Origin of the sequence: Starkeya sp. ORNL1 (assembly GCF_012971745.1) — a bacterium.
Taxonomy (GTDB): domain Bacteria; phylum Pseudomonadota; class Alphaproteobacteria; order Rhizobiales; family Xanthobacteraceae; genus Ancylobacter.
Genome location: NZ_CP048834.1, coordinates 1 through 22,744, shown reverse-complemented (window position 1 = coordinate 22,744; position 22,744 = coordinate 1). Strand labels below are relative to the sequence as shown.

20 protein-coding genes and 2 pseudogenes are annotated in these 22,744 nt (G+C 66.5%); 10 read left to right on the top strand and 12 right to left on the bottom strand.

Going from position 1 to position 22,744, the window contains the following annotated elements; translation table 11 throughout:
* A complete protein-coding gene (locus G3545_RS00105) occupies positions 1 to 876 on the top strand; it encodes an SGNH/GDSL hydrolase family protein (RefSeq protein ID WP_170008886.1) in 876 nt (291 codons plus the stop codon).
* 49 nt (positions 877 to 925) lie between these two features.
* Here G3545_RS00105 and G3545_RS00100 read toward each other — a convergent pair whose 3' ends face one another.
* Both G3545_RS00100 and G3545_RS00095 read right to left on the bottom strand, forming a co-directional pair.
* On the bottom strand, positions 926 to 1,606 hold the full coding sequence (locus G3545_RS00100; protein ID WP_170008885.1) for an O-methyltransferase: 681 nt from the start codon (positions 1,604 to 1,606) through the stop codon (positions 926 to 928).
* Positions 1,606 to 1,902 carry a hypothetical protein gene (locus G3545_RS00095; protein ID WP_170008884.1) on the bottom strand — a complete coding sequence of 99 codons (297 nt, stop codon included), beginning with the start codon at positions 1,900 to 1,902 and terminating at the stop codon, positions 1,606 to 1,608. The genes G3545_RS00100 and G3545_RS00095 overlap by 1 nt, the downstream gene beginning before the upstream one ends.
* A gap of 178 nt (positions 1,903 to 2,080) precedes the next feature.
* Here G3545_RS00095 and prmB point away from each other — a divergent pair, with 178 nt between their 5' ends.
* Positions 2,081 to 2,989 carry a 50S ribosomal protein L3 N(5)-glutamine methyltransferase gene (prmB, locus tag G3545_RS00090; RefSeq protein ID WP_170008883.1) on the top strand — a complete coding sequence of 303 codons (909 nt, stop codon included), beginning with the start codon at positions 2,081 to 2,083 and terminating at the stop codon, positions 2,987 to 2,989.
* A 6-nt stretch (positions 2,990 to 2,995) separates the two neighbouring features.
* Here the strand turns inward: prmB and G3545_RS00085 are convergent, their stop codons facing one another.
* From G3545_RS00085 to G3545_RS00075, 3 genes are all read right to left on the bottom strand, one after another.
* Positions 2,996 to 3,370, bottom strand: coding sequence for a type II toxin-antitoxin system VapC family toxin (locus G3545_RS00085; RefSeq protein ID WP_170008881.1), 375 nt, complete (start codon positions 3,368 to 3,370; stop codon positions 2,996 to 2,998).
* Complete coding sequence (locus tag G3545_RS00080) at positions 3,354 to 3,647, bottom strand: type II toxin-antitoxin system prevent-host-death family antitoxin (protein WP_170008879.1); 294 nt, start codon at positions 3,645 to 3,647, stop codon at positions 3,354 to 3,356. The genes G3545_RS00085 and G3545_RS00080 overlap by 17 nt, the downstream gene beginning before the upstream one ends.
* Positions 3,648 to 3,876: 229 nt before the next feature.
* Positions 3,877 to 5,097 (bottom strand): lytic murein transglycosylase, encoded by a 1,221-nt coding sequence (locus G3545_RS00075; RefSeq protein ID WP_170008877.1) that lies wholly within the window; start codon positions 5,095 to 5,097, stop codon positions 3,877 to 3,879.
* Positions 5,098 to 5,238: 141 nt separating this feature from the next.
* Between G3545_RS00075 and G3545_RS00070 the strand changes: the two genes are divergently transcribed.
* Positions 5,239 to 5,721 (top strand): VOC family protein, encoded by a 483-nt coding sequence (locus G3545_RS00070; protein WP_170008875.1) that lies wholly within the window; start codon positions 5,239 to 5,241, stop codon positions 5,719 to 5,721.
* A 54-nt stretch (positions 5,722 to 5,775) separates the two neighbouring features.
* On the opposite strand, the gene ettA is transcribed toward G3545_RS00070, so the two are convergent.
* Positions 5,776 to 7,431, bottom strand: coding sequence for an energy-dependent translational throttle protein EttA (ettA, locus tag G3545_RS00065; protein WP_170008874.1), 1,656 nt, complete (start codon positions 7,429 to 7,431; stop codon positions 5,776 to 5,778).
* A 314-nt stretch (positions 7,432 to 7,745) separates the two neighbouring features.
* Between ettA and otsB the strand changes: the two genes are divergently transcribed.
* The 4 genes from otsB to G3545_RS00045 all read left to right on the top strand — a co-directional run bounded on the left by otsB (position 7,746) and on the right by G3545_RS00045 (position 12,894).
* Positions 7,746 to 8,492, top strand: coding sequence for a trehalose-phosphatase (gene otsB, locus G3545_RS00060; protein WP_246702625.1), 747 nt, complete (start codon positions 7,746 to 7,748; stop codon positions 8,490 to 8,492).
* Complete coding sequence (locus tag G3545_RS00055) at positions 8,489 to 10,285, top strand: glycoside hydrolase family 15 protein (protein ID WP_170008871.1); 1,797 nt, start codon at positions 8,489 to 8,491, stop codon at positions 10,283 to 10,285. Before otsB ends, G3545_RS00055 begins: the two co-directional genes overlap by 4 nt.
* Positions 10,255 to 11,700: a trehalose-6-phosphate synthase gene (locus G3545_RS00050; protein ID WP_281411697.1), complete on the top strand. Its 1,446-nt coding sequence runs from the start codon at positions 10,255 to 10,257 to the stop codon at positions 11,698 to 11,700. The genes G3545_RS00055 and G3545_RS00050 overlap by 31 nt, the downstream gene beginning before the upstream one ends.
* A 243-nt stretch (positions 11,701 to 11,943) precedes the next feature.
* The gene (locus G3545_RS00045; RefSeq protein WP_170008870.1) at positions 11,944 to 12,894 is read left to right on the top strand and encodes a diguanylate cyclase; all 951 of its coding nucleotides are present in this window, start codon (positions 11,944 to 11,946) and stop codon (positions 12,892 to 12,894) included.
* 42 nt (positions 12,895 to 12,936) lie between these two features.
* Here G3545_RS00045 and G3545_RS00040 read toward each other — a convergent pair whose 3' ends face one another.
* Positions 12,937 to 13,824: an aldose 1-epimerase family protein gene (locus G3545_RS00040; protein WP_170008869.1), complete on the bottom strand. Its 888-nt coding sequence runs from the start codon at positions 13,822 to 13,824 to the stop codon at positions 12,937 to 12,939.
* A 95-nt stretch (positions 13,825 to 13,919) separates the two neighbouring features.
* Here G3545_RS00040 and G3545_RS00035 point away from each other — a divergent pair, with 95 nt between their 5' ends.
* Positions 13,920 to 15,233, top strand: a complete 1,314-nt coding sequence (locus G3545_RS00035) for an MFS transporter (RefSeq protein WP_170008868.1) — start codon at positions 13,920 to 13,922, stop codon at positions 15,231 to 15,233.
* 207 nt (positions 15,234 to 15,440) lie between these two features.
* Positions 15,441 to 15,593: pseudogene (locus G3545_RS00030) on the top strand (DUF1328 family protein); the annotation flags it as partial.
* Positions 15,594 to 15,713: 120 nt separating this feature from the next.
* Here G3545_RS00030 and G3545_RS00025 read toward each other — a convergent pair.
* A pseudogene (locus tag G3545_RS00025) lies at positions 15,714 to 16,891 on the bottom strand (IS481 family transposase).
* Positions 16,892 to 17,078: 187 nt separating this feature from the next.
* Positions 17,079 to 17,756: a superoxide dismutase gene (locus G3545_RS00020; RefSeq protein ID WP_246702623.1), complete on the bottom strand. Its 678-nt coding sequence runs from the start codon at positions 17,754 to 17,756 to the stop codon at positions 17,079 to 17,081.
* A gap of 152 nt (positions 17,757 to 17,908) precedes the next feature.
* On the opposite strand from G3545_RS00020, the gene G3545_RS29840 reads away from it, so the two are divergent.
* The gene (locus G3545_RS29840) at positions 17,909 to 18,040 is read left to right on the top strand and encodes a hypothetical protein (RefSeq protein ID WP_281411696.1); all 132 of its coding nucleotides are present in this window, start codon (positions 17,909 to 17,911) and stop codon (positions 18,038 to 18,040) included.
* 21 nt (positions 18,041 to 18,061) lie between these two features.
* On the opposite strand, the gene G3545_RS00015 is transcribed toward G3545_RS29840, so the two are convergent.
* The 3 genes from G3545_RS00015 to dnaG form a co-directional block, all read right to left on the bottom strand.
* Positions 18,062 to 18,493, bottom strand: coding sequence for a hypothetical protein (locus G3545_RS00015; RefSeq protein ID WP_170008865.1), 432 nt, complete (start codon positions 18,491 to 18,493; stop codon positions 18,062 to 18,064).
* A 19-nt stretch (positions 18,494 to 18,512) separates the two neighbouring features.
* Positions 18,513 to 20,516: an RNA polymerase sigma factor RpoD gene (gene rpoD / locus G3545_RS00010; RefSeq protein ID WP_170008864.1), complete on the bottom strand. Its 2,004-nt coding sequence runs from the start codon at positions 20,514 to 20,516 to the stop codon at positions 18,513 to 18,515.
* Positions 20,517 to 20,772: 256 nt separating this feature from the next.
* The gene (gene dnaG, locus G3545_RS00005; protein ID WP_170008863.1) at positions 20,773 to 22,680 is read right to left on the bottom strand and encodes a DNA primase; all 1,908 of its coding nucleotides are present in this window, start codon (positions 22,678 to 22,680) and stop codon (positions 20,773 to 20,775) included.
* Positions 22,681 to 22,744 lie beyond the last annotated feature (64 nt).

Sequence of the window (22,744 nt, the reverse complement as noted above, 5' to 3'; positions counted from 1 at the left end):
ATGAACGCTGCCAAATTTGCCGCTGCCGGCTTCGCCCTGCTGTTGAGCACGGCCGCCGCGCCCGCCGCCCAACTCATGCCCGCCGCCTGCCCGGCGCGCGCGGCGCTGACCAGGCTTGACGCACCGCTGCCGCGCCTAGCCCTCAAGCTGAGCTCCTCCGACCCCGTGGTGATCGTCGCCATCGGCTCGTCATCGACCGCCGGGACCGGCGCCAGCGCGGCGGACTTCTCCTATCCCGCACGCCTGCAATTCGCGTTGCGGCAGGCCTTCCCCGGCCACGACATCAAGGTGATCAACCGCGGCATCAATGGCCAGGACGGGCCGGAGATGATCGCCCGCTTCGATACCGACGTCGCCGCGCTGAAGCCGACGCTGGTGATCTGGCAGAGCGGCGTCAACGCGCTGTTCCGCGACGACGGGCTGGCTACCGCCGGCGCCATCGTGCGCGAGGCGATCAAGCGCACCCGCGCGCTCGGCGCCGACTTCCTGATGATCGACCCGCAATATGCGCCGCGCGTGGTGGCGGACGCCGACACCAAGCCGATGGTGAGCCTGCTCAACCAGATCGCGGCGGAGGAGAAGGTCGCGATCTTCCACCGCTTCGCTCTGATGCAGGACTGGCACGAACGCGACGGCATGCCGTTCGAGCGGTTCTTGTGGAAGGACAATTTCCACATGAACGACTGGAGCTATGACTGCCTCGGCCGCGACCTCGCCCGCGCCATCGCGGCCAATATCGGCACTGCGAACCGTTCCGCGGAGGTGGCGCCCGACACCAAGCTGAAAGCCGGGGTCGGCACCGCCGGCACGCTGCCCGCCGCTTCGGCGACGAAGCCCGCCACCCTCCCCGCAGGCGCTCCGACGCTGGCGAATTGACCTGACTTGCCCCCTCTCCCCGACGGAGAGAGGTTAAGTGGCGACATGGTCAACCGTTCACCAGCGCGATCGCGAAGCCGTCATAGCCCTTCGAGCCCACCGTCTGGATCGCGGTAGCCGTCAACCGCGGCTCGTCGGCCAGCATGTCGAACATGCCGCGCACGCCCTCGAGGTTCGGGTCATTGTCGGCCGGATCGATGATGGCACCGTCACGCACCACATTGTCGGCGATGATCAGGCTGCCGGGCCGCGTCAGCTGCAACGCCCAGCCGAGATAATGCGGGTTGTTCGCCTTGTCGGCGTCGATGAAGACGACGTCGAACGGCGCCTCCCCCGCCTCCGCCATCCTCGCCAGCGTCTCGCGCGCCGGCCCCAGCCGCACCTCGACAATGTCGGACAGCCCAGCCCGCGCGATATTGGCGCGCGCCACCTCGGCGTGCTTCGGCTCGAATTCGAGCGTGACGAGCCGCCCGTCCGCAGGCAGCGCCTTGGCCAGCCAGATGGTGGAATAGCCGCCCAGCGTGCCGATCTCCAATATGCGCTTCGCGCCGCGCACCATCGCCAGGATCATCAAGAGCTTGCCCTGGTTCGGCGCGACATTGATGGCGCGCAGCCCCGCCGCGTCGCTGGCCTCCAGCGCGCCGTCGAGCGCCGCGTTCGGCGGCACCAGGTGATCGGTGATGTAGCGGTCGACGGCGGTCCACAGACGCTGGTCGGGCGCGCGCGGCATCACTCGCCGTCCTTGTCGGAGAAGGCGTCGCCGAAGCGCTTGGTCACCGCCTCGCGGGCCTTCTCGACACGGCGCTCATAATGCTCCGACGGCTCGCCCAGCACACTCTCCAGGCCGGCGAGCAGCGCCCACAAGGCCGGCACCTCGGACTCGTCCTCGATGAAGTCGAGCAGGGCCTCGCCGTCGCCATCATCGACCGTGCGCGACAGGAACTCGAACAGCACCAGCGCGACATCGCGATCGATGTGCAGGATGACGTCCTCAGAAGGTGTTCCGGTGATCTTGCGCTCGACCATGTGTCGCTCCTCTGCTCTCCGGTCGCTATCTATCAGCATATAGAGGCCGGCGGCATCCGATGTCCCCAATTCCATGGCGCGGTTCCGTGTCGCCTTCATCACGGCGTCACTTGCCGTCGCCCCACTTGCTTTCCACGCCTGCACATGATGGCTGGGGCGCGGAGAATGGGAGACGGCCATGCCGGCGGCGGACGATCTGAGGACGGTGCGCGACTTTTTGCGCCTTGCGGTGAGCCGCTTCAGCGAAGCCGGCCTCGTGTTCGGCCACGGCACCAACACCGCGCTGGACGAAGCCGCGTTCATGGTGCTGGAAAGCCTGCATCTGCCGGTCGACGAGTTGGATCCGTGGCTCGATGCCCGCCTCACCCGCGAGGAGCGCGGCCGGCTTACCAACCTCATCGAGCAGCGGGTGACGACGCGGCGCCCCGCCGCCTATCTGCTGGGCCGCACCTATATTCGCGGCGTGCCGTTCCGCAGCGACGAGCGCGCCATCGTGCCCCGCTCCTATCTCGGCGAACTATTGGCGGGCGACCTGTTCGGCGGCGATGGTTTCGCGCTGGTCGAGCAGCCGGAGCGAGTCGAGCGCGTGCTGGACCTGTGCACCGGCTCCGGCTGCCTCGCCATATTGGCGGCGATGGTGTTTCCCAATGCCAAGGTCGACGCCGTCGACCTCTCCGAGGATGCGCTGGCGCTTGCCGACGAGAATGTCGCCGATCACGATCTCGTCGACCGCATCGAACTGCTGCAGGGCGACCTGTTCGCACCGCTTGAGGGCCGGCGCTACGACCTCATCGTCACCAACCCGCCTTATGTCGACGCCGAGGCGATGGCCGGGCTGCCGGCCGAGTATCGCCACGAGCCGCCGCTAGCCTTCGCCGGCGGGCCGGACGGCCTCGACATCGTGCGGCGTATCATCGACGAAGCACCAGAGCATCTGACGCCATCGGGCGGGATGATCTGCGAGATCGGCACCGGCCGCGAGATACTGGACGACGAGTACCCGCATCTGCCCTTCCTCTGGCTCGACACCGAGGAGAGCGAGGGCGAGGTGTTCTGGCTCTCGGCGAAGGATCTGGGCGTGGCGTGAGGCATCTCACGTCCACAGGATTGGTACGCCGTAGCTCTTGAACGCACGATCACGGGTAGCGACCACGAGCCCGCGATTGAGCGCCTGCGCTATGATCATGCGATCGAATGGATCGCGGTGGTGGAGCGGCAGGCTGCCCGCGCGAACAGCGTCATCTATGTCGGCACCGATGATCTCGATGCCGCGCTCCACGACGCTGTACCAGTCGGCGACGGGTAGCGTGAGCTTGGATAAGCCCCGCTTGATCTCGAGTTCCCAGATCGATGCAATGCTGACAAAGACGCGCGGCGCGACACTGATCTGTTGACGCGCATCGGTACCGATCTGCTGCCCTCCGTCCGCCAGCAGAAACAGCAGAACATGGCTATCGAGCAGCATCATCAGGATCCGGCGGGTAAATCACGCTGTTCTCGAACAGGTCCGCCAGTTCGTCGTCAGGCTTCCACCAGTGGGGATCGTGGATAGTCACCTTGCCGGCCCACATCCCCATGATGCGCTTTGCCGGTGTATCTTTCGTCTCGTCCGGCTTCTCCACCGCCACCAGCTTCACCACCGGCACGCCATTGCGCGCAATGACCACCTCTTCGCCGCGTTGTGCCGCGTCGATGAGCTTGGAGAGATTGGTCTTGGCCTCGTGGATGTTCGCCGTCCTTGTCATCGGAGCCGCCTAGCTAATCTAGCTAAGCTAACATGGAAGACAGCGCCTTTCTATCCACCTTCTACCAACGACTTCAGCCGGCCAAGCGCGCCGTCCCATTGCTCCGACACGCTGCCGAGGTACGACCGCACTTCCGCGATCGGCCCCGGGCAGAGGTTGAAGCGGCTTTCCCGGCCGCCCTGGATGCTGCGCACCAGCCCGGCATGCTCCAGCGTGGGCGAAATGCTGCCTATCCGCCGCGCATATGGTCCAGCAGCGCCTGGGTCGGCCAGCAGTCGAGCGGCAGGCGGTTGGCCTTCTGATAGGCGCCGAGCGCGGCGCGGGTCTTCATGCCGGCCTTGCCGTCGATCTTCTCGCCATAGAAGCCGCGCTGGGTCAGCACCTTCTGCATGAACTCCATGTCGCGCGTCTTCACCAGCCTTATGTCCTCCCAGGGTTGGGCGAACGGCCGGTCATCCTCGATGCGGTCGGCGAGGTGGCCGACGAACAGCACGTAGAGGTCGGCGAAATTGTAGCTCTTCAGCACGAAATAGTTCTTCGGCGTCAGGAAGGCCGGCCCATAGGGCCCAGCCGGCATGATGATGGAGGCCTCGTCCTTCATCGCGGCGGCCGGCACGCGGCGGCCATCGGCGACGGTGACGCCGCGCTTCAGCCAGTCGCCGATGGTCAGCGTCACGTCCGGCTCGGCCTGCGTGCAGTCGAAGCCGCCCGGCAGACGCACCTCATAGGCCCAGCGCTTGCCGGCCTGCCACTCCTTGGAGGCCAGCAGGCTGGCGGTGGCCGCCAGCGCCTCCGGCACCGAGTTCCAGATATCGGCGGTGCCGTCGCCGTCGAGATCGACGCCGTAGCGCATATAGTCGGACGGCAGGAACTGCGTCAGCCCGAGCGCACCGGCCCAGGAGCTCCTCATCTGCGCGCGGGAGACATGGCCCTCGTCGAGGATCTTCAGCGCAGTGAGGAATTCCCCGCGGAACTGGTCCTTGCGGCGCCCGACATAGCCCTGCGTCGCCAGCACCCGCAGCGCGTCGTAATTCAGCTTGGCGGTGCCATAGGCGGTCTCGCGCGCCCAGATCGCCAGCACCACGCTGCCCGGCACGCCGAAGCGCTTCTCGATGCTGCCGAGCTGGGATTTGTACTGCTGCGCCAGTGCCCGCCCACGCACCGCGAGCTTGCCGATGGTGGCGTCCGACACATAGGCGGCGGGCGTCTGCACGAACTCCGCCTGCCCGTCCGGCTTCCTCGGCTTGCCGGGAATGGCGAGGTCGGGCAGCCCGTAATCGGGCTCCAGGCCCTTGGTCTCGCGGTCGAAGGTGGCGCGCGATATCCCCATCTGCTGCGCCGCCGGCCATTGCGCGGCGAGCCAGGCGTCGAAGCCGGCATCGGCATGCGCAAAGCCCGGCCAGGGCGCGAGGGCGAGGAGGAGTACGAGGCGTCTGATGAAGCGGCGCATGCCCCTCGAATAGCGAAATCGCGCCCTGATGTGAACCTCGGACAGGAAACGCGGGTCGCGGTGTCGGTTCGCGCGCGCCCCGTTCGTCCTCGCCAGGACGCCGCCTTGTGCGGTGACTTCAGGAGAGGAAGGACCGGGACCATGGCGCTGAAGCAGAAGATCACCCCGTATCTCTGGTTTGACGGCACCGCCGAGCAGGCCGCGAATTTCTATGTCTCCATCTTCGAGAATTCGCGCATCAACGCGGTGTCGCGCTATTCCGAGGGCGGTCACGGCGAACCCGGCACGGTGATGGTGGTGGCGTTCGAGCTGGAAGGCCAGAAATTCGGCGCCATCAATGGCGGGCCGATCTTCAAGCTCAGCGAGGCGACCTCCTTCTTCATCGACTGCGAGACGCAGCAGGAGATCGACTATTTCTGGGACAAGCTGATCGAGGGCGGCACGCCGCAGCAATGCGGCTGGCTCAAGGACAAGTTCGGACTGTCCTGGCAGATCGGCTCGGCAAACCTCATCGAGAAGGTCCACACCTCCGGCGACAACGCTGCCACCGGTCGCGTGATGGGCGCGATGATGGAGATGGTGAAGATCGATCTCGACCGGCTGAAGCAGGCCTATGCCGGCTGACGCACAACGATCCCTCCCGTTCGCGGGACGGCCCGCGAACGGGAGGGATGTGTCTCAGCGGCTGAACTTCTTGTACTTGATCCGGTGCGGGATGATGCTGTCGATGCCGAGGCGGCGCTTCTTGTCTTCCTCGTAATCCGCGAAATTGCCCTCGAACCATTCCACATGGCTCTCGTCCTCGAAGGCGAGCATGTGGGTGGCGATGCGGTCGAGGAAGAAGCGGTCATGCGAGATGATGACGGCGCAGCCCGCGAAATCCTCCAGCGCCTCTTCCAGGGCACGCAGTGTCTCGACGTCCAGGTCGTTGGTCGGTTCGTCGAGCAGCAGCACGTTGGCGCCCTGCTGCAGGATACGGGCGAGATGCACGCGGTTGCGCTCGCCGCCCGAGAGCATGCCGACCTTCTTCTGCTGGTCGCCGCCCTTGAAGTTGAAGGCGCCGCAATAGGCGCGCGAATTGATCTCGCGCTTGCCGAGATAAAGTATCTCGTTGCCGCCCGAAATCTCCTCCCAGACGGTCTTGCGGTCGTCCAGCGCGTCGCGGCTCTGGTCGACATAGCCGAGCTTCACGCTGTCGCCGATGGCGATGGTGCCGGCGTCCGGCTTGTCCTGCCCGGTGATCATGCGGAACAGCGTGGTCTTGCCCGCGCCGTTCGGCCCGATGACGCCGACGATGCCGCCTGGCGGCAGCTTGAAGGAGAGATCGTCGATCAGCAGCTTGTCGCCGAAGCCCTTGGTGAGGCCCTGGAAATCGATGACGTTCTGGCCGAGGCGCTCGGCCACCGGGATGACGATCTGCGCGGTGGTCGGCGCCTTCTCGGACGCCTTCTTGACGAGATCGTCATAGCGCTGGATGCGCGCCTTGTTCTTGGCCTGGCGCGCCTTGGGCGAAGCCGCGATCCATTCCTGCTCGGAGGCGAGCGCGCGTTGGCGGGCTTCGTCCTCGCGGCTTTCCTGCGCCATGCGCTTGGTCTTCTGCCCAAGCCAGGACGAGTAGTTGCCCTCATAGGGAATGCCGCGGCCGCGATCGAGCTCGAGGATCCAGCCCGTCACATTGTCGAGGAAGTAGCGGTCATGGGTGACGATCAGGATCGCACCCGGATAGTTCCGCAAATGGCCTTCGAGCCAGTTGGTGGTCTCGGCGTCGAGATGGTTGGTCGGTTCGTCGAGCAGCAGCAGTTCCGGCTGCGAGAGCAGCAGCTGGCATAGCGCGACGCGCCGCCGCTCGCCGCCCGAGAGCTTCGAGACATCGGCATCGTCAGGCGGGCAGCGCAGCGCGTCCATCGCCTGGTCGACCTTGCTGTCGAGGTCCCACAGGCCTTGCGCCTCGATCTCGTCCTGGAGCCGGGTCATCTCATCCGCGGTCTCGTCGGAATAGTTCATGGCGAGTTCGTTGTAGCGCTCGAGGATCGCCTGCTGCTTGGCGACGCCCTCCATGACGTTCTCGCGCACGCTCTTGGCCGGATCGAGATACGGCTCCTGCGCGAGATAGCCGACGCGCGCGCCCTCCGCGACCCAGGCCTCGCCCTGGAAGTCCTTGTCGATGCCGGCCATGATCTTGAGCAGCGTCGATTTGCCCGAGCCGTTCGGCCCGAGCACGCCGATCTTGGCGGTCGGGTAGAAGGACAGATGGACATTGTCCAGGATCTTCTTGCCGCCCGGATAGGCCTTGGACATGCCGTGCATGTGGTAGACGTACTGGTAGGAAGCCATGGCGATGGAAAACCTTGCGCGCTGGCGCGGTGGCGAGCCGGAAGTGGCGATGAATTGGTTGGCCGCTATGTAACCTTCGGGGTGGCGGCGGGCAAGGGTAGACCCCTCCTCCGGATCGCTCTCCGATATTTGCGCGGCTCCAGCTCGGCCTTCGGCCGTCCGGAATGACGAAACAGCAGCGGAACGTCCTTTCCCCTCATGCGTTAGGCCATGCTGCATCGCGATACCCGACCCCGCTGCGCCCTTACCTCCGGCGCGGAAGACGATCGGGGTATGACCGGTGCAGTGGGCTCGCGATGGCATCGGGATACGGCATGCTTCCTTCTCCAAGGCCTGATTGGGCCCTGTTCCTCGATATTGACGGCACGCTGATCGAGCACGCCGACCATCCCGAAGGCGTTACCATTCCGAAGGACCTGCCGGACCGCCTGATCGCCGCGCAGACCGCGCTCGACGGCGCGGTGGCGCTGGTCTCCGGCCGCACCATCGACTGGATGGACCGGAAGTTCGCCCCTGCCAGGCTCGCCGCCTCCGGCCAGCACGGCGCCGAAGTGCGCCTCGCGCCCGATGCGCCCGCGGTGCCGATCCCGATGCCGAAATGGCGCGCGCCGCTCGAGGCGGCGCTGAAGCGCGAGCTGGATTCCTGGCCTGGCGTCTTTATCGAGCACAAGCCGCTCTCGCTCGCGGTGCATTTCCGCGCCGTGCCCGAATTCGGCGATGCGGTGATGGAGCGCGTCATGGCGCTCGGCCGCGGCCTCGATGACCGGGTGCAGTTCCTTCACGGGCTCTACGTCATCGAGGTGCGGGAGGCCGGCCACCACAAGGGCACGGCGGTCGCCACCTTGATGAAGAGTGCGTCGTTCGCCGGGCGCACGCCGATCTTCCTCGGCGACGACGTCACCGACGAGGATGGCTTCATGGCGGTGCGCGACATGGGCGGCATCGCCATCGCGGTGGGCCCGCGCGCCACCGGCCACGCCGATTTCCACATGAGCGGACCGACCCGGGTGCGGGCCTGGCTCGCGGCTCTGCCCGCGCAACTCGAAAAGGTGGCCTCTTGAGCGCTGATCTCAACCTTGCCGCCATCGGCAACGGCACCATTGCCGCCCTCATCGACGGCTCGGGCCGGATCAGCTGGTGCTGCTGGCCCCGCATCGACGGCGACCCGATCTTCTCCGCGCTGATCGGCGGCGACGAGCCGGAGGCCGGCTTCTTCGACGTCGTGCTCGACGGCCAGGTGAAGGCGACGCGGCGCTATGTCGAGAACACCGCAATCATCGAGACGGTGCTGGAGAACGACCAGGGCGCGAAACTCCGCATCACCGACTTCGCGCCGCGCTTCAAGCTCTATGACCGCATCTATCGCCCGTCCATGCTGGTTCGCCGGATCGAGCCGCTCTCCGGAATGTGCCGGGTAACGGTGCGGCTGCGCCCGCATTTCAAATGGGGTGCCACCCGCCCGGCCCCGGTGCGTGGCTCCAACCACATGCGCTTTGCCGGCGAGGACTTCGCGCTGCGCGCCACCACCGACCTGCCCATCGTCTATATCGCCGAAGAGCGGCCTTTCGTGCTCAGCCGCTCGGCGACGGTCGTGCTGGGCCCGGACGAACCGTTCGCCTCGGGCCTCATCGAGACCACCCGCGGCTTCGAGGAGAAGACCCGCGAATACTGGTACGAATGGGTGCGTTTCCTCTCCATTCCCTATGAATGGCAGGACGCCGTCATCCGCTCCGCCATCTCGCTGAAATTGTGCGCCTATGAGGAGACCGGCGGCATCGTCGCCGCGCTTACCACTTCGATCCCCGAGGCGTCCGGTTCGATCCGCAACTGGGACTACCGGCACTGCTGGCTCAGGGATTCCTACTTCACCGTGCGCGCGCTGAACCAGCTCGGCGCCACCCGCACCATGGAAGACTACATCCGCTATCTGACGACGGTGATCGCCTCCGACCCGTCCGGCCGGCTGGCACCGGTCTATTCCATCGTGCCCGGCACGCCGCTCGATGAAGGCTTTGCCGAGGCGCTTGCCGGCTATCGCGGCATGGGGCCGGTGCGGGTCGGCAACCAGGCGGCGATGCAGGTGCAGAATGACGGCTACGGCCATGTCGTGCTCGCCGCGGCGCAGATGTTCTTCGACCATCGCCTGCCGAACCGCGGCGATCTCGCGCTGTTTCAGCTGCTGGAGGGTGTCGGCGCCCGGGCCGTCGACTTCGCCTTCGAGCCGGACGCCGGTCTCTGGGAACTGCGCGGCCGGCGCCGCATCCACACCTTCTCCGCGGTGATGGGCTGGGCCGCCTGCGACCGGCTCGCCCGCATCGCCCGCCGGCTGGGCCTGGCGGAGCGCGGTGCCTTCTGGAAGGAACAGGCCAACACCATTCGCGCCCGGGTGCTCAGCTTCGCCTGGGACGAGAAGATGGGCTCGTTCGTCGATGCCGACCGCGAGGGGCAGCTCGACGCCAGCCTGCTGCTGCTGGCCGAGCTCGGCTTCGTGCGACCGGACGATCCGCGCTATGTCGCCACGGTCGACCGCATCGGCCGCGACCTCAAGCGCAACGGCTATTTGATGCGCTACGCCGGTGAGGACGATTTCGGCCTGCCCGAGACCTCCTTCACCATCTGCTCCTTCTGGTACGCCGGCGCGCTCGACCTCATCGGGCGGCGCGACGAGGCGCGCGAGATGTTCGAGAGCCTGCTCGCCCGTCGCAACGATGCCGGCCTGCTCTCCGAGGACATCGACAATCAGACCCTCGAGCTGTGGGGCAACATCCCGCAGACCTATTCGATGGTCGGTCTCATCGACACGGCGATGCGCCTGTCGAAGACATGGGAGGAAGCATTCTGGCGCGGCTCGTAATCGTTTCCAATCGCGTAGCGTCACCGAAAGAGCGTCTGGCCAAGGCCGGCGGACTGGCGGTGGCGCTGCGGGAAGCCTTGAACAGACGCGGTGGCCTGTGGTTCGGCTGGAGCGGGGAGACCGAGGTCAATCCGCCGGCCGAGCCGAAAGTGACCAAGGCCGGCCGCATCACTTACGCCCTGCTCACCCTCGATCCCGAAGAGCAGCGCGCGCATTATGCCGGCTATGCCAACGGCACGCTCTGGCCGCTCTGCCACTACCGGCTCGGCTCGCTCAGCTTCCACCGCTCAGATTGGGAAGCCTATCGCCGCGTCAATGCCGCCTTCGCCAAGGCGCTGATGCCGCTGTTGAAGCCCGACGACGTGGTCTGGGTGCACGACTATCACTTCATCCCGCTGGGCACCGAACTGCGCGCGCTCGGCTTCGAAGGCCGGATCGGCTATTTCCACCACATCCCCTGGCCGACGCCCGAAGTGTTCTATTGCCTGCCTTCGCACGCCGCTTTGGTGCGCGACCTCTCGCATTACGACCTTGTCGGCCTGCAGACCGAGCACGATGTGCGCGCCCTGCTCACCTATATCTCGGCCGAGGCCAAGGGTTGGATCGGGCCGGGCGGCGTGGTCGGCATGCAGGGCCGGCGCTTCCGCGTCGTCGCCTATCCGATCGGCATCGATGTCGACGCCTTCGTGCGTGACGCCACCGCGTCGATCGGCGGTCAGGACAGGAAGCGCCTCGATGCCAGCCTGGCCGGACGCACACTCGCCATAGGAGTCGACCGCCTCGATTACTCGAAAGGGTTGCCAAACAAATTCAGTGCTTTCGAAGACCTTCTTGAACGATATCCTGAGCATCGCTCGAAGGTGACGATGATGCAGATCGCCCCGGTCAGCCGCGGCGAGGTGGCGGAGTATCGGGCGCTGCGCCGCGAGCTGGAGGAGAGCGCCGGCGCCATAAACGGCCGCTACGCCGAGTTCGACTGGGTACCGCTGCGCTATCTCAACAAGCCCTTCCCCCGCCCGACGCTGGCCGCGATCTACCGCGCCGCCCGGCTCGGCCTCGTCACCCCATTGCGCGACGGCATGAACCTCGTCGCCAAGGAATATGTCGCGGCGCAGGATCCCGAGAATCCCGGCGTGCTGGTGCTGTCGCGCTTCGCCGGCGCCGCGGACGAGATGTCCGGAGCGCTCATCATCAATCCCTATGACGTCGAGGGCATGGCCGAGGCGTTCGATCTCGCGCTGCGCATGCCGCGCGAGGAGCGCATCGCCCGCTGGGAGGACAACATGGCCAAGGTGAAGGCGCGAACCATCCATGACTGGTGCGACGGCTTCCTCGCCGACCTCGCCGCCACCGGCGAGATGCTGTCCGGCGAGTCCGAGCAGAGGCCGGTGCCCCGCTCCGTGACCGGGCACTAGCGTCGCCCTGATCCGTGCGAGGCCTGATTTCTCGCGGAGATTGAGTGCACAGTCCGGCATTCTCCACCCGAGGGTGAAACTTCGGGTGGATTTAACCTCGCTGGCCAATCCGGCTTGCGCACCGTCATCCTGCACCGCAGCATGCGGCCGCGTTGATTGCCGGAGCGTGCCGATTTGTGGACCTTGCCGCAGCCGCCTGCCAACGAGACCGAACGTCTCGACGTCTTGTCCGCGTGCAGCATCATGGACACCGGCCGGGATGAGCGCTTCGACCGGCTGACCCGCCTCGCTACACGCTTCTATGGAGCGGACGTCGCGTTCATCGGCCTTGTCGACGCCGACTTCCAATGGATGAAAGCGGTCAGTTCCGACGAGATCGCGCCCTTCATCGCCCGCAAGGACAGCGTCTGCAATCTGATCATCGAAAGCGGCGAGCCCCTCATCGTCGGCGATCTGAAGACCGATCCGCGCCTTGAGGGCCATCCGATCGTACCGCTGCTGACGCTACGCTTCTATGCCGGGGTACCGCTCGTGGTCGCCCCGGACCTCGTCATCGGCTCGATGTGCGTGATGCGCCGCGACGCCGCCGATGCGTCCGGTTTCGATGTCGAACCGCTGCGCGAACTCGCCGCCATCGCCATTGATGAGATCGAACTGCACAAGCTCAATCAGGAGCTGACCCGGCTTTCGCAGATCGACGCGCTTACCGGTATCGCCAACCGCCGCGGCTTCGATGACGCCATCGACCGCGCAGTACGCCGCGCCCACCGCACCGGCGCGCCACTCTCGCTGCTGCTGATCGACCTCGACCGCTTCAAGCCGCTGAACGACATGCTGGGTCACCAGGCTGGCGACGAGGTGCTGCGCCGGCTCGGCGGCCTGCTCGCCGGCGCGGTCTCGCGCCCCTATGACGCCACGTGCCGTTATGGCGGCGAGGAATTCGCCGTCGTGCTGCCCGATACCGACAGCGCCGGCGCCTGCCACGTCGCAGAGCGGCTGCAGCGATGGCTGGCCAAGGCGGCGCTCCCCCACCCGCTCGGCGGCCTCGTCACCGCCAGCATCGGCGTCGCCACGTTGAGCGGACACGAAGTGGAAGCCGGCAAGCTGGTCGCCGCCGCCGATGCCGCGCTCTATGAGGCGAAGCGGCGCGGCCGCGACTGCATCGTGGCCAGCCCCGCGTTCGCTTCCGCATAGGCGGGCGCCGGACACGTACGGCGCACTCCGAGAGGAGGCGACCTAACGCCCGGTGTCCGGCAGCCAGCGCACGCTCATGGCGAAGCGCCGCTCGCCGCCCGGCGCGATCTGCACCAGGCCCGGCTTCTCGCTGAACTCGCCGGCGAAGCCCTCCGGGCTCGCATGGCCATACCAGGGCTCGATGCACACGAAGGGCGCGTCCGGCTTCGACCAGATGCCGAGCTGCGGCATGCCCTCGAAGGCGATCTCCAGCCCCGGCTCACCCGGCGCGCCATAGACGACATGGTGCGAGCGCACATCGGTGAAGATCAGCGCGTCGCGCTCGAAGTCGACCTTGTCGAGCTTGATGGAGCCGCCGACCGCCGGGTTCGGTTCAGTGGCGGCGGAGAGCAGCCCGCCCACCGGCCGATGGATCGGCACCACTTCGGCCTTCTCGAAGGTGATGATGTGGTCGGCGCGACCGCCGCCATAGGGCAGCGGCCAGCGGAAGGCGGGATGGAAGCCGAAGCTCGCCGGCAATTCGGTGACGCCCGGATTGTGCACCCGCGCCTCGATGGTCAGCGTCGCCTCGTTGAGCGTGTAGGTGACGTAGAGGCCGAAGGCGAACGGGTATTGCTTGCGGGTCTCTTCATCGTCGACGAGGCGGAAGGTGGCGCGCGAATCGCTGGCGCTCATCAGCTCGAACGGGCGACGCCGCGCGAAGCCGTGCTGGGTCATCGGGTGGGTGACGCCGTCATGGATCAGCGTGTCGTTCGTCAGCCGCCCGACAATGGGGAAGAGCAGCGGCGCGCGGCCGGTCCAGAAGGCGGCATCGCCGTTCCACAGCAAGTCGCGGCCGTCGGCATCCCGCAGGCTGACCATCTCGGCGCCGAGCGCTCCGATCTCCACAGTGAGGAAGTCCGACCCAAGTGTCGCGGAAACGTCCGTCATCTCACCACCCCACCTCGACAATGCCCCGTTTCAGGTCTAACCGATCGTGAAGCCGCCTGCATCAGCGGCATGCGAAATTCCGTCCGGTTTCAGTCATGGCGAAGACGCTCGGTCCCGTAGCCGCGCTCCTGCTCGGCGTATTTTTCCTGGTTACCGGAAGCGGCCTGCAGAACACGCTGCTGCCGCTGCGGGGCGCGTTCGAGGGCTTCAGCGCGCTGAGCCTCGGTATCCTCGGCTCCTCCTATTATCTCGGCTTCGTGCTCGGCTGCCTCATCGTGCCGCGGCTGGTGCGGCGCGCCGGCCATATACGTGCCTTCGCCGCCCTCACCTCGGCGGCGGTGGCAACCATGCTGGCGCACCCGATCCTGGTCGAGCCGTTCGTCTGGTATGCGCTGCGCACAATTACCGGCTTCTGCTTCGCCGGGCTCTATCTGGTCATCGAGAGCTGGCTGAACGACCGCGCCACCAACCAGACGCGCGGCCTCGTCATGTCGGTCTATGTCATGGTCGACTATGCCGCCTTGACCGCCGGCCAGATGCTGGTGACGGCGTTTCCGGTGCGCGGCTTCGAGCTGTTCGCCATTGCCGCCATCCTGTTCTCGCTGGCGACCTTGCCGGTCACCATCAGCCGCGCCGGCCAGCCGGCGCCGATCGAGGTGGCGCGCATCCGCCCGCTGCGCCTGTTGCGGGCCGCACCCGTCGCCATGGTCGGCTGTTTCGTCATCGGCCTCACCAATGGCTCGCTATGGAGCCTCGGGCCGATCTTCGGCATCGGCCGCGGCCTCACCGCCGACGGCGCAGCGACCTTCATGAGCGCCGTCGTCGTCGCCGGCGCCTTGGCGCAATGGCCGGTCGGCCGGCTGTCGGACAAGATGGACCGCCGCCGCGTGCTCGCCGGCCTGCTGGTGGGAGCGGTGGTGGCCGCTCTCGCGCTCGGCCTGGTCCCGGCGTCACTGACCGGCCTCGCCGCGCTCGGCTTCGCCTATGGCGCGCTGGCGCTGCCGGCCTATTCGCTCACCGCCGCCCATGCCTATGACCGCACCGCACCGGAAGAGGCGGTGGAGACCGCCGCCGGCGTGCTGCTCGCCTATGGCGTCGGCTCCGTGGTCGGCCCGTCCCTCGCCTCGGTCGGCATGACGCATTACGGGCCCGGCGCGCTGTTCCTGTTCAACGCCGCCTGCTACGGGCTTCTGCTGCTGTTCGTGCTGTGGCGGATCGCCGGCCGCGAGGCAGCAACCGGGGAAAAGCCGTCCGACCTCGTTGCCTGCCCGCCGACCGGCACCGTCACCGTACCCGAAAAGGACCGCGATCCGGTTCCGCCGACCCAGCCCAGCTTCCCCCGCGCGCCCGCCGCCGGCGATGTGGAAGATGCGGTGCTGGTCGACGATGTGCGATCGGGCGGCGCGTGATTCCGCCGCGCAATCGCGCCGCATGGTGCATCAGGGAACCACTGCACGGTAGCCGCCGTTTAGAGCATGTTCCGCAAAAGTTGGAAGACTTTTGCGATAAGAACGTGCTCCAGTATATTGAATCTAGAGCACTATTCTGTCGCTCGGATGACTCCATCCGAGCGACAGAATAGTGCTCTAGCGGCGGGCATCGGGGCACTCCAGGACATGCTGAAATACGCGCTGATCTTCCTCGTCATCTCGCTGATCGCCGGCGCTATCGGCTTCACCGGCGTCTCGGATGTGGCGCGGCGCATCTCGCTGGTGCTGTTCGCGCTGTTCTTCCTCGGCTTCCTGTTGCTGGTCGGCTTCGCGATGCTGGTGGATCGCGCCATGCAAAGCTCGCTCACGCTGCCCGCCGTGGCAGCCGGGCTGATCCTGCCGTCGTGAGCTCTCCAGATGGACAAACGCGAGCCCTCCAAACTCCCTCATCCCCGGGCTTCATGTAAAGACCGGAGACATCCCTGACAGGTGTTCGGAGACATGCCTGACAGTCAGGGCGGGTCGTGTGGGGGCTTTTTGAGGTCGATGGTTGTGATTCTGGTGGCGCCGAAGCAGACGGCATAAAGGCCGTCGCGCTTGTGCGGGCGGATGGCGAGGAGTTCGCCGCGGAACGCCTTGGGCACCTTCCAGAGCCGGTTGTTGAAGCCGACATAGGCCTTGGTGGTGCCGACCCGGCGGACGATCTCGGCGCTGTCATAGTGCGGTGTGGGCAGGCGCTCCGGGAAGGGCCGCGGCGAGGGTCGGTAGCGGCTGGCCGGCACGGCGAGGCCGATCCCCTGGTGCGGGCGGACATGGTTGTAGTCCTCGCGCCAGGCTTCGAGCGCGGCCTGGGCCTGATCGAGGCCGCGCAGGATGGCGAGGTCGAACACCTCGTCGGCAAGGCTGCGGTGGAAGCGCTCGTTCTTGCCGCGGCCCTGCGGGTGGTGGGGACGGGCCGGAATGGTGCGGATGCCGAGCTTGAGCAGCCAGACCCGCAGCGGCGTCCACTGCCCCGGGCGGCCGCCGCCCCAGGGCGCGCCATTGTCGACATAGATGGCCTGCGGCAGGCCGTGGCGGCGCAGCGCCGGCTCCAGCCGGGCGCGCACCGTGGCGGTCTGTTCGTCGGCGCACGCCTCCAGCACCACGGCGTAGCGCGAATGATCGTCGATCACCGTCAGCGTATGGCACCACGTGCCGCAGGCGAGTTGCACCCGCCCCTTGAAATCCATCTGCCACAGCTCGTTCGGCGTCGCCCGCTCGAACCGGCCATAGGCCTGCGGCCGGCGCGCGGCCGGCGCGATCCGGTCATGGCGGGCCAGCACCGCATGCACCGTCGAGGGGGCCGCCGCGTCCTCCAGCAGCCGCGCCAGCTTGCGCGCGCCCCACGCCGGATGGGCATCGCGCAGCGCCAGGATCCGGGCCTCCAGATCCGCCGCGCTACGCCGCGGGCTCGCATGCGGGCGCCGCGAGCGCTCCGTCAGCGCCTCGCCGGCGCGGTAGCGGCGCAGCCACACATAGCCGGTCTGCCGGCTGATCCCGAAGCCCGCGCACAGCGCCGAGACGTTTGCCCCCTCAAGGCTCGCCAGCAAACAGAACTCCCGCCGCTGATCCGCCACAGATGCCTCCCGCCAGACCATCCCGACCTCCCAGGGCCAAAAGCCCCAAAAGTGTCAGGCATGTCTCCGAACACCTGTCAGCTATGTATCCAGAACAAACACTTCACCCGGGGATCCAGACTTCGGCCGGAGTACATGCGGAGGGGCTGGATCCCCGGATCAAGCCCGGGGATGAGGGGCCGTTGAGTTTTCGGTCAGGCCCCGAGGCTCAGGCGCTGATCTTGCTGGCGACGAAGGCCCAGTTCACCCGCTGGTCCAGCACCGCGGCGACATGGGCGGTGCGCCGGTTCTCCCAATCGAGATAATAGGCGTGTTCCCACACATCGATGCCGAGCAGCGGCGTCTTGCGCTCGGCGATCGGGTTGCCGGCATCCTTCAGGCCGAGCACCTGGAGCTTGCCGCCATTCTCCACCAGCCAGGCCCAGCCGGTGCCGAACACGCCGTCGGCGGTCTCGACGATCTTCTTCTTGAGCCCATCCATGCCGCCGAAATCGCGCTCGGCGGCCTCGCTGAGCGCAGCCGGCGCCGGGATCGGACCGCCCTTGAACTGCTCCCAATAATAATTGTGGTTCCAGGCCTGTCCGGCATTGTTGAAGATGGCGGCGTCGCCGGCGTCCTTGGCCTTCACGATCACCTCTTCCAGCGACAGCTCGGCATAGGGCTTGCCGACGACCAGCGCGTTCAGCTTGTCGAAATAGGCCTTGTGGTGCTTGCCGTAGTGCAGCCCCACGGTGCGCGCGGAGATGGTCGGGGCCAGCGCGCTTTCATCATAGGGTAGCGGCGGCTGCTGGAACGGGGCAGCGGCGCGGGCGATGTTCGGACGGAACAGCGTCGCGGCGGCGGCAGTGCCGGCGGTTGCGACGAGCAAGGTGCGGCGGTCCATCATGATGGTGCTCCTTAGGGAAAATCACCCCTCGAGCGAACATTCTCTACCCCGGATCGTTCCCGCGGAAGCCGCGCACACCGGGCTTTGATCACGATCAATGTGGGTGTCCGGGCGCCCACCTAGCCTCGTCTCCGTCCAAAGGAGACCAGGCCATGCCAATCGAGACCATCATCGTGCTCTGCGCCGTGATCGGCGTCTTCGTCGCCTTTGCCGCGACGATTGCCGGGGTGGATATTTATTCGCGCGAAGCACGCCGCACCAATCATCCCCTCCCCGGGGAATGAGGCAGCGAGACTATTTGCGCGTCAGTTCTTGTCGTCGGTGTCGACGTGGAAGACGTGCAGCACGTGATGGATGATCGGCGCCAGCACGACGCCGGTCGCGATCACGATGACCAGCCCTGAGAAGATCGCATAGGTGCCGGCGAACACCTTGCCGGCCGTGCTGTGCAGTTCGCTCACCGGTCCCATGCCGGAGAGGATCATCGCCGCATTGAGATAGGCGTCGACGAAGCCCATGCCCTCGGTGATCGCATAGCCGGAAATCCCCACGGCAAGCCCGAACAGCATGATGCCGAACCAGACCAAGATCGACCACGCCATGCGCGCAATGAACACGCGCCGCGTGGCGAGCGGCTGGCTGATGCGCTCGAACGAAAAGAGCGCCCGTCGCCGGGCGCTCTTCTGACTTGGCTGACTGGCAGCAGGAGAGGATTTCGTCTGCGCCGGGCGCGCCATGACTTCCCCTCGCCTCCGCTCAATTATCCAGGAAGCTCCGGAGCTTGCGCGACCGTGACGGATGCTTGAGCTTCCTCAGCGCCTTGGCCTCGATCTGCCGGATGCGTTCGCGGGTGACCGAGAACTGCTGGCCGACCTCTTCAAGCGTGTGGTCGGTGTTCATGCCGATGCCGAAGCGCATGCGCAGCACGCGCTCCTCGCGCGGCGTGAGCGAGGCCAGCACGCGCGTCGTGGTCTCGCGCAGGTTGGACTGGATCGCGGCGTCGATCGGCAGGATGGCGTTCTTGTCCTCGATGAAGTCGCCGAGATGGCTGTCCTCTTCGTCGCCGATCGGAGTCTCCAGCGAGATCGGCTCCTTGGCGATCTTCAGGACCTTGCGTACCTTCTCCAGCGGCATGCCGAGCTTCTCGGCCAGTTCCTCCGGGGTCGGCTCGCGACCGATCTCGTGCAGCATCTGGCGCGAGGTGCGCACGATCTTGTTGATCGTCTCGATCATGTGCACCGGGATGCGGATGGTGCGGGCCTGGTCGGCGATCGAGCGGGTGATGGCCTGCCTGATCCACCAGGTGGCATAGGTCGAGAACTTGTAGCCGCGGCGGTACTCGAACTTGTCGACCGCCTTCATCAGGCCGATGTTCCCCTCCTGGATGAGGTCGAGGAATTGCAGGCCGCGATTGGTGTATTTCTTGGCGATGGAGATGACGAGGCGCAAGTTTGCCTCCACCATTTCCTTCTTCGCCTGCCGGGCTTCCTTCTCGCCCTTTTGCACCATCTGCACGATCTTGCGGAATTCGAGGATCTCCAGCCCGGTCTCGGTGGCGAGCGCGTGGATCTCCGAGCGTAGGTCGCGAATGCCGTCGAGCTCCTGGCCGACAAAGCCCTTCCAGCCGCGCGAGGTGAGGTTCTTCACGCGGTTGACCCATTTCGGGTCGAGTTCGTTGCCCTGGTACTGCTTGAGGAAGTCCTCGCGCGAGACGCCGAAGCTCTCGGCAAGGCGCATCAGTCGGCCCTCGAGCGAGACGAGGCGCTTGTTGATGTCGTAGAGCTGCTCGACGAGGTTATCGATGCGCGCCTGGTTCAGCGACAGCGACTTCACGTCGATGATCAGGTCGTCCTTCAGCTTCTTGTACTTGCGGTCCTGGGACGGCGACAGGCTCTCATTCTTGAGCTTGGATTCGACGTTCTGGTCCTGCAGGCGACGCAACTTCTTGTAGGCGTCGGCGATGCGGTCGAAGGTCTCCAGCACCTTCGGCTTGATCTCGGCCTCCATGGCGGCGAGCGACAGGGAATTCTCCATGTCGTCCTCGTCGTCGGCGGCAATGCTCTCGCCGATGGTCGGCTCGCGCTCCTCCTCGGCCTCGGGTGCCAGCGCGCCGCCCTCGACGATGGGCGCGTTCTTGCCCTCGGGGCCGGCATAGGTGGCTTCGAGATCGATGATGTCGCGCAGGAGGACCTTGCCCTCCACCAGTTCGTCGCGCCAGATGATGATGGCCTGGAAGGTTAGCGGGCTTTCGCACAGGCCCGCGATCATCGCCTCGCGGCCGGCCTCGATGCGCTTGGCGATGGCGATTTCGCCCTCGCGGGACAGCAGTTCGACCGAGCCCATCTCGCGCAGATACATGCGCACCGGATCGTCGGTGCGCTCGCCCGGCTCGGACTTGGTCTCGGAGCGCACCACGGCGCGCGGCGCGGCCTCGGCGATCTCGCCGCCGCTCTCTTCCTCGTCATCCGCCGCTTCAGTGGTGGCGGCGCCTTCCTCAGCCTCCTCGGCCTCGGCCTCCTCGGCCTCGACGACATTGATGCCCATCTCGTTGAGCATCGCGTAGATGTCTTCGATCTGGTCGGAGGTGTTCTGGTCGGAAGGCAGAACCTCGTTCAGCTCGTCATAGGTGACATAGCCACGCTTCTTGGCGAGCTTGATCATCTTCCGGACAGCGGAATCCGAGAGATCGAGCAACGGGCTGTCCGGGGTATCGCCGTCTTTTTCCGGGGCTTCCGTCGCTTCCGCTGCCTGCTTCGCCATGCGTGTGCTCCTAATCCGCCGGGGCCGCCCGCCGCCAGCGCCTGGCGAAACCGCTACCGGCCCCGCCTCATCCGAATCAGTCCGAGAGGATTGATCCTGCTTTTGCTCTAACCGCGCGTTAACCCTGATCGACCGGACCCATTAACCGGTTTCTCGCGTTCAAGACTCGTGCCGTACCAAGCTCTCGAAAGGTACGACGCAAACAGGGCCACACGCACCACGACGCATCTGCGCGCGGGCGAGCGACCCGGAGTTTCTACATAGACCGCGCCGGGCGACCCGACGCAGCGCCGAACCCCTCTACCAAAGCTTCGGTCCCGTCAAGTGCCGCGAGCCGTTTTTGAACATCGAGGAAGCGAGCCCAATTCATCTCGGTCGGATCATCCGCCAACGCTTTCTCGGCTTCTCTCAGTTCCTTAGATAGAGCGTGCGCGCGCCGGTGCAAGGCCGTGCGCTGATGCCACCACAGCTCGACATCGCCGCGACCGGCATCGGCAAAGGCCGGCCAGTCATGGCGCGCGACGGCGCAGGCCCGCACTCTCGTCAGCGCGCCATCAAGATTGCGTGCCTTGAGCCGGACGGCCAGCCGCTCCTCGTCCTCGCTCTCGCCTTCCAAATGCGCATCAAGCAAAACGCGGCGCAGCTCGGCGGCCTCGCGATTGAGGAAAGGCAATTCGGCCAGCTCCTCGGCATGCACATCCAGCAGCCAGGAATGATTGAGCACCGCGAACAGCAGCAATGCCTCGTTTCGCGGCAGTCCGGCGGAGGCGCCGCGTACCACCGCGGAGTGGCGCATGGTTTCGCCGGCGCCGCGCACGGCCTCGCGCACCTCATTGAAGCGCCGCCGCCCCTCCCCCGGCTTGAACCGGCGCTGGCCGCCATTTGACGTGGCCGCAGGCGCAAACATGCGGCGGAAGCGGTCCATAAGTTCGGCGCGGTAGTGCTTGCGCACCGTCTCGTCGCAGATCAGGCCGACGATCTCGCCCACCCGCGCCTCCAGTGCGGCGCGGCGCTCGGGGGTGTCGAAGCTGCCATTCTCGGTCTCGCGCGCCCACAGCACATCGGCGAGCGGGCGCGCCTGCGCGAGCACGGCATCCACCGCTTCGCGCCCGCCGGCGCGCACCAGATCATCCGGGTCCTGGCCATCCGGCAGCATGCCAAAGGACAGGCTGACGCCGGGCTTGAGATGCGGCAGCGCAAGATCGAGCGCGCGATACGCGGCGCGGCGGCCGGCCTTGTCGCCGTCGAACAGCAGCACCGGCTCCTGCGCCATCTTCCACAACAACGCCAGTTGGTCCTCGGTGAGCGCGGTGCCAAGCGGAGCTACAGCACCGCTAAAGCCCGCCTCTACCAATGCTATGACATCGACATAGCCCTCCGCCGCGATCACCGGCGCGCCCTTATGGGCACTCGCGCGGGCATTGAAGCCGTTATAGAGCAGCGAGCCCTTGTGAAAGAGCGAAGTCTCCGGCGAGTTCAGGTACTTGGCCGAGACGTCCTTCTCCAGCGCCCGCCCGCCGAAGGCGACAACCCGCCCGCGCAGATCGGTGATCGGGAACATCACCCGGTCGCGGAAGCGGTCATAGGGCACCGGGATATCGTCGGCGGCGATCAGCAGGCCCGCCTCCACCATGTCCTCGACCGGCACGCCCTGGGCGCCCAGCGCCTCCTTCAGGGCGAAGCGGTCCGGCGTCGCATAGCCGATCCGGAAGCGCGCCTGCGTCGGCGCGCCCAGCCCGCGATCGGCGAGATAGCCGCGCCCCTTGGCGCCGGCGCGGCCCTGCAGCGTCGCCTCGAAATACTTCGTGGCGAGCTCCATCACCTCGTGCAGCGTCTTGCGCCGGCTCTCGCGGACCTCCTCCTCGCGCGAGATGGCCGGCATCGGCACGCCGGCCATCGAGGCGAGCCGCTCCACCGCCTCCGGGAACGGCAGGCCTTCGGTCTCCATCAGGAAGTCGAACTGGTCGCCATGCTTGCCGGAGGAGAAGCAGTGATAGAAGCCCTTCTGGTCATTGACATAGAAGGACGGCGTCTTCTCCGGGTTGAACGGCGATAGCCCGCGCCACTCGCGCCCTTGCTTCTTCAGGGCGACGCGCTTGCCCACAACTTCCGAGACCGGAAGGCGGGTGCGTATCTCGTCTAGGAACGAGGGCGGAAAGCGCATGGGGTGAGTCGGCTCTCAATCGGGCAGGCACCATAGCAGGTCGCCGGTGCCGGCGGCCCGCCTC

Coding starts and splice junctions, on each gene's coding strand:
- G3545_RS00085 (WP_170008881.1), bottom strand. CDS start 3,370: ATGATGCTGCTCGATAGCCATGTTCTGCTGTTTCTGCTGGCGGACGGA.
- dnaG (WP_170008863.1), bottom strand. CDS start 22,680: ATGCGCTTTCCGCCCTCGTTCCTAGACGAGATACGCACCCGCCTTCCG.
- otsB (WP_246702625.1), top strand. CDS start 7,746: ATGCTTCCTTCTCCAAGGCCTGATTGGGCCCTGTTCCTCGATATTGAC.
- G3545_RS00015 (WP_170008865.1), bottom strand. CDS start 18,493: ATGGCGCGCCCGGCGCAGACGAAATCCTCTCCTGCTGCCAGTCAGCCA.
- G3545_RS00075 (WP_170008877.1), bottom strand. CDS start 5,097: ATGCGCCGCTTCATCAGACGCCTCGTACTCCTCCTCGCCCTCGCGCCC.
- prmB (WP_170008883.1), top strand. CDS start 2,081: ATGCCGGCGGCGGACGATCTGAGGACGGTGCGCGACTTTTTGCGCCTT.
- G3545_RS00035 (WP_170008868.1), top strand. CDS start 13,920: ATGGCGAAGACGCTCGGTCCCGTAGCCGCGCTCCTGCTCGGCGTATTT.
- G3545_RS00050 (WP_281411697.1), top strand. CDS start 10,255: ATGGGAGGAAGCATTCTGGCGCGGCTCGTAATCGTTTCCAATCGCGTA.
- rpoD (WP_170008864.1), bottom strand. CDS start 20,516: ATGGCGAAGCAGGCAGCGGAAGCGACGGAAGCCCCGGAAAAAGACGGC.
- G3545_RS00095 (WP_170008884.1), bottom strand. CDS start 1,902: ATGGTCGAGCGCAAGATCACCGGAACACCTTCTGAGGACGTCATCCTG.
- G3545_RS00045 (WP_170008870.1), top strand. CDS start 11,944: ATGGACACCGGCCGGGATGAGCGCTTCGACCGGCTGACCCGCCTCGCT.
- G3545_RS00070 (WP_170008875.1), top strand. CDS start 5,239: ATGGCGCTGAAGCAGAAGATCACCCCGTATCTCTGGTTTGACGGCACC.
- G3545_RS00080 (WP_170008879.1), bottom strand. CDS start 3,647: ATGACAAGGACGGCGAACATCCACGAGGCCAAGACCAATCTCTCCAAG.
- ettA (WP_170008874.1), bottom strand. CDS start 7,431: ATGGCTTCCTACCAGTACGTCTACCACATGCACGGCATGTCCAAGGCC.
- G3545_RS00040 (WP_170008869.1), bottom strand. CDS start 13,824: ATGACGGACGTTTCCGCGACACTTGGGTCGGACTTCCTCACTGTGGAG.
- G3545_RS00020 (WP_246702623.1), bottom strand. CDS start 17,756: ATGATGGACCGCCGCACCTTGCTCGTCGCAACCGCCGGCACTGCCGCC.
- G3545_RS00100 (WP_170008885.1), bottom strand. CDS start 1,606: ATGCCGCGCGCGCCCGACCAGCGTCTGTGGACCGCCGTCGACCGCTAC.
- G3545_RS00105 (WP_170008886.1), top strand. CDS start 1: ATGAACGCTGCCAAATTTGCCGCTGCCGGCTTCGCCCTGCTGTTGAGC.
- G3545_RS29840 (WP_281411696.1), top strand. CDS start 17,909: ATGCCAATCGAGACCATCATCGTGCTCTGCGCCGTGATCGGCGTCTTC.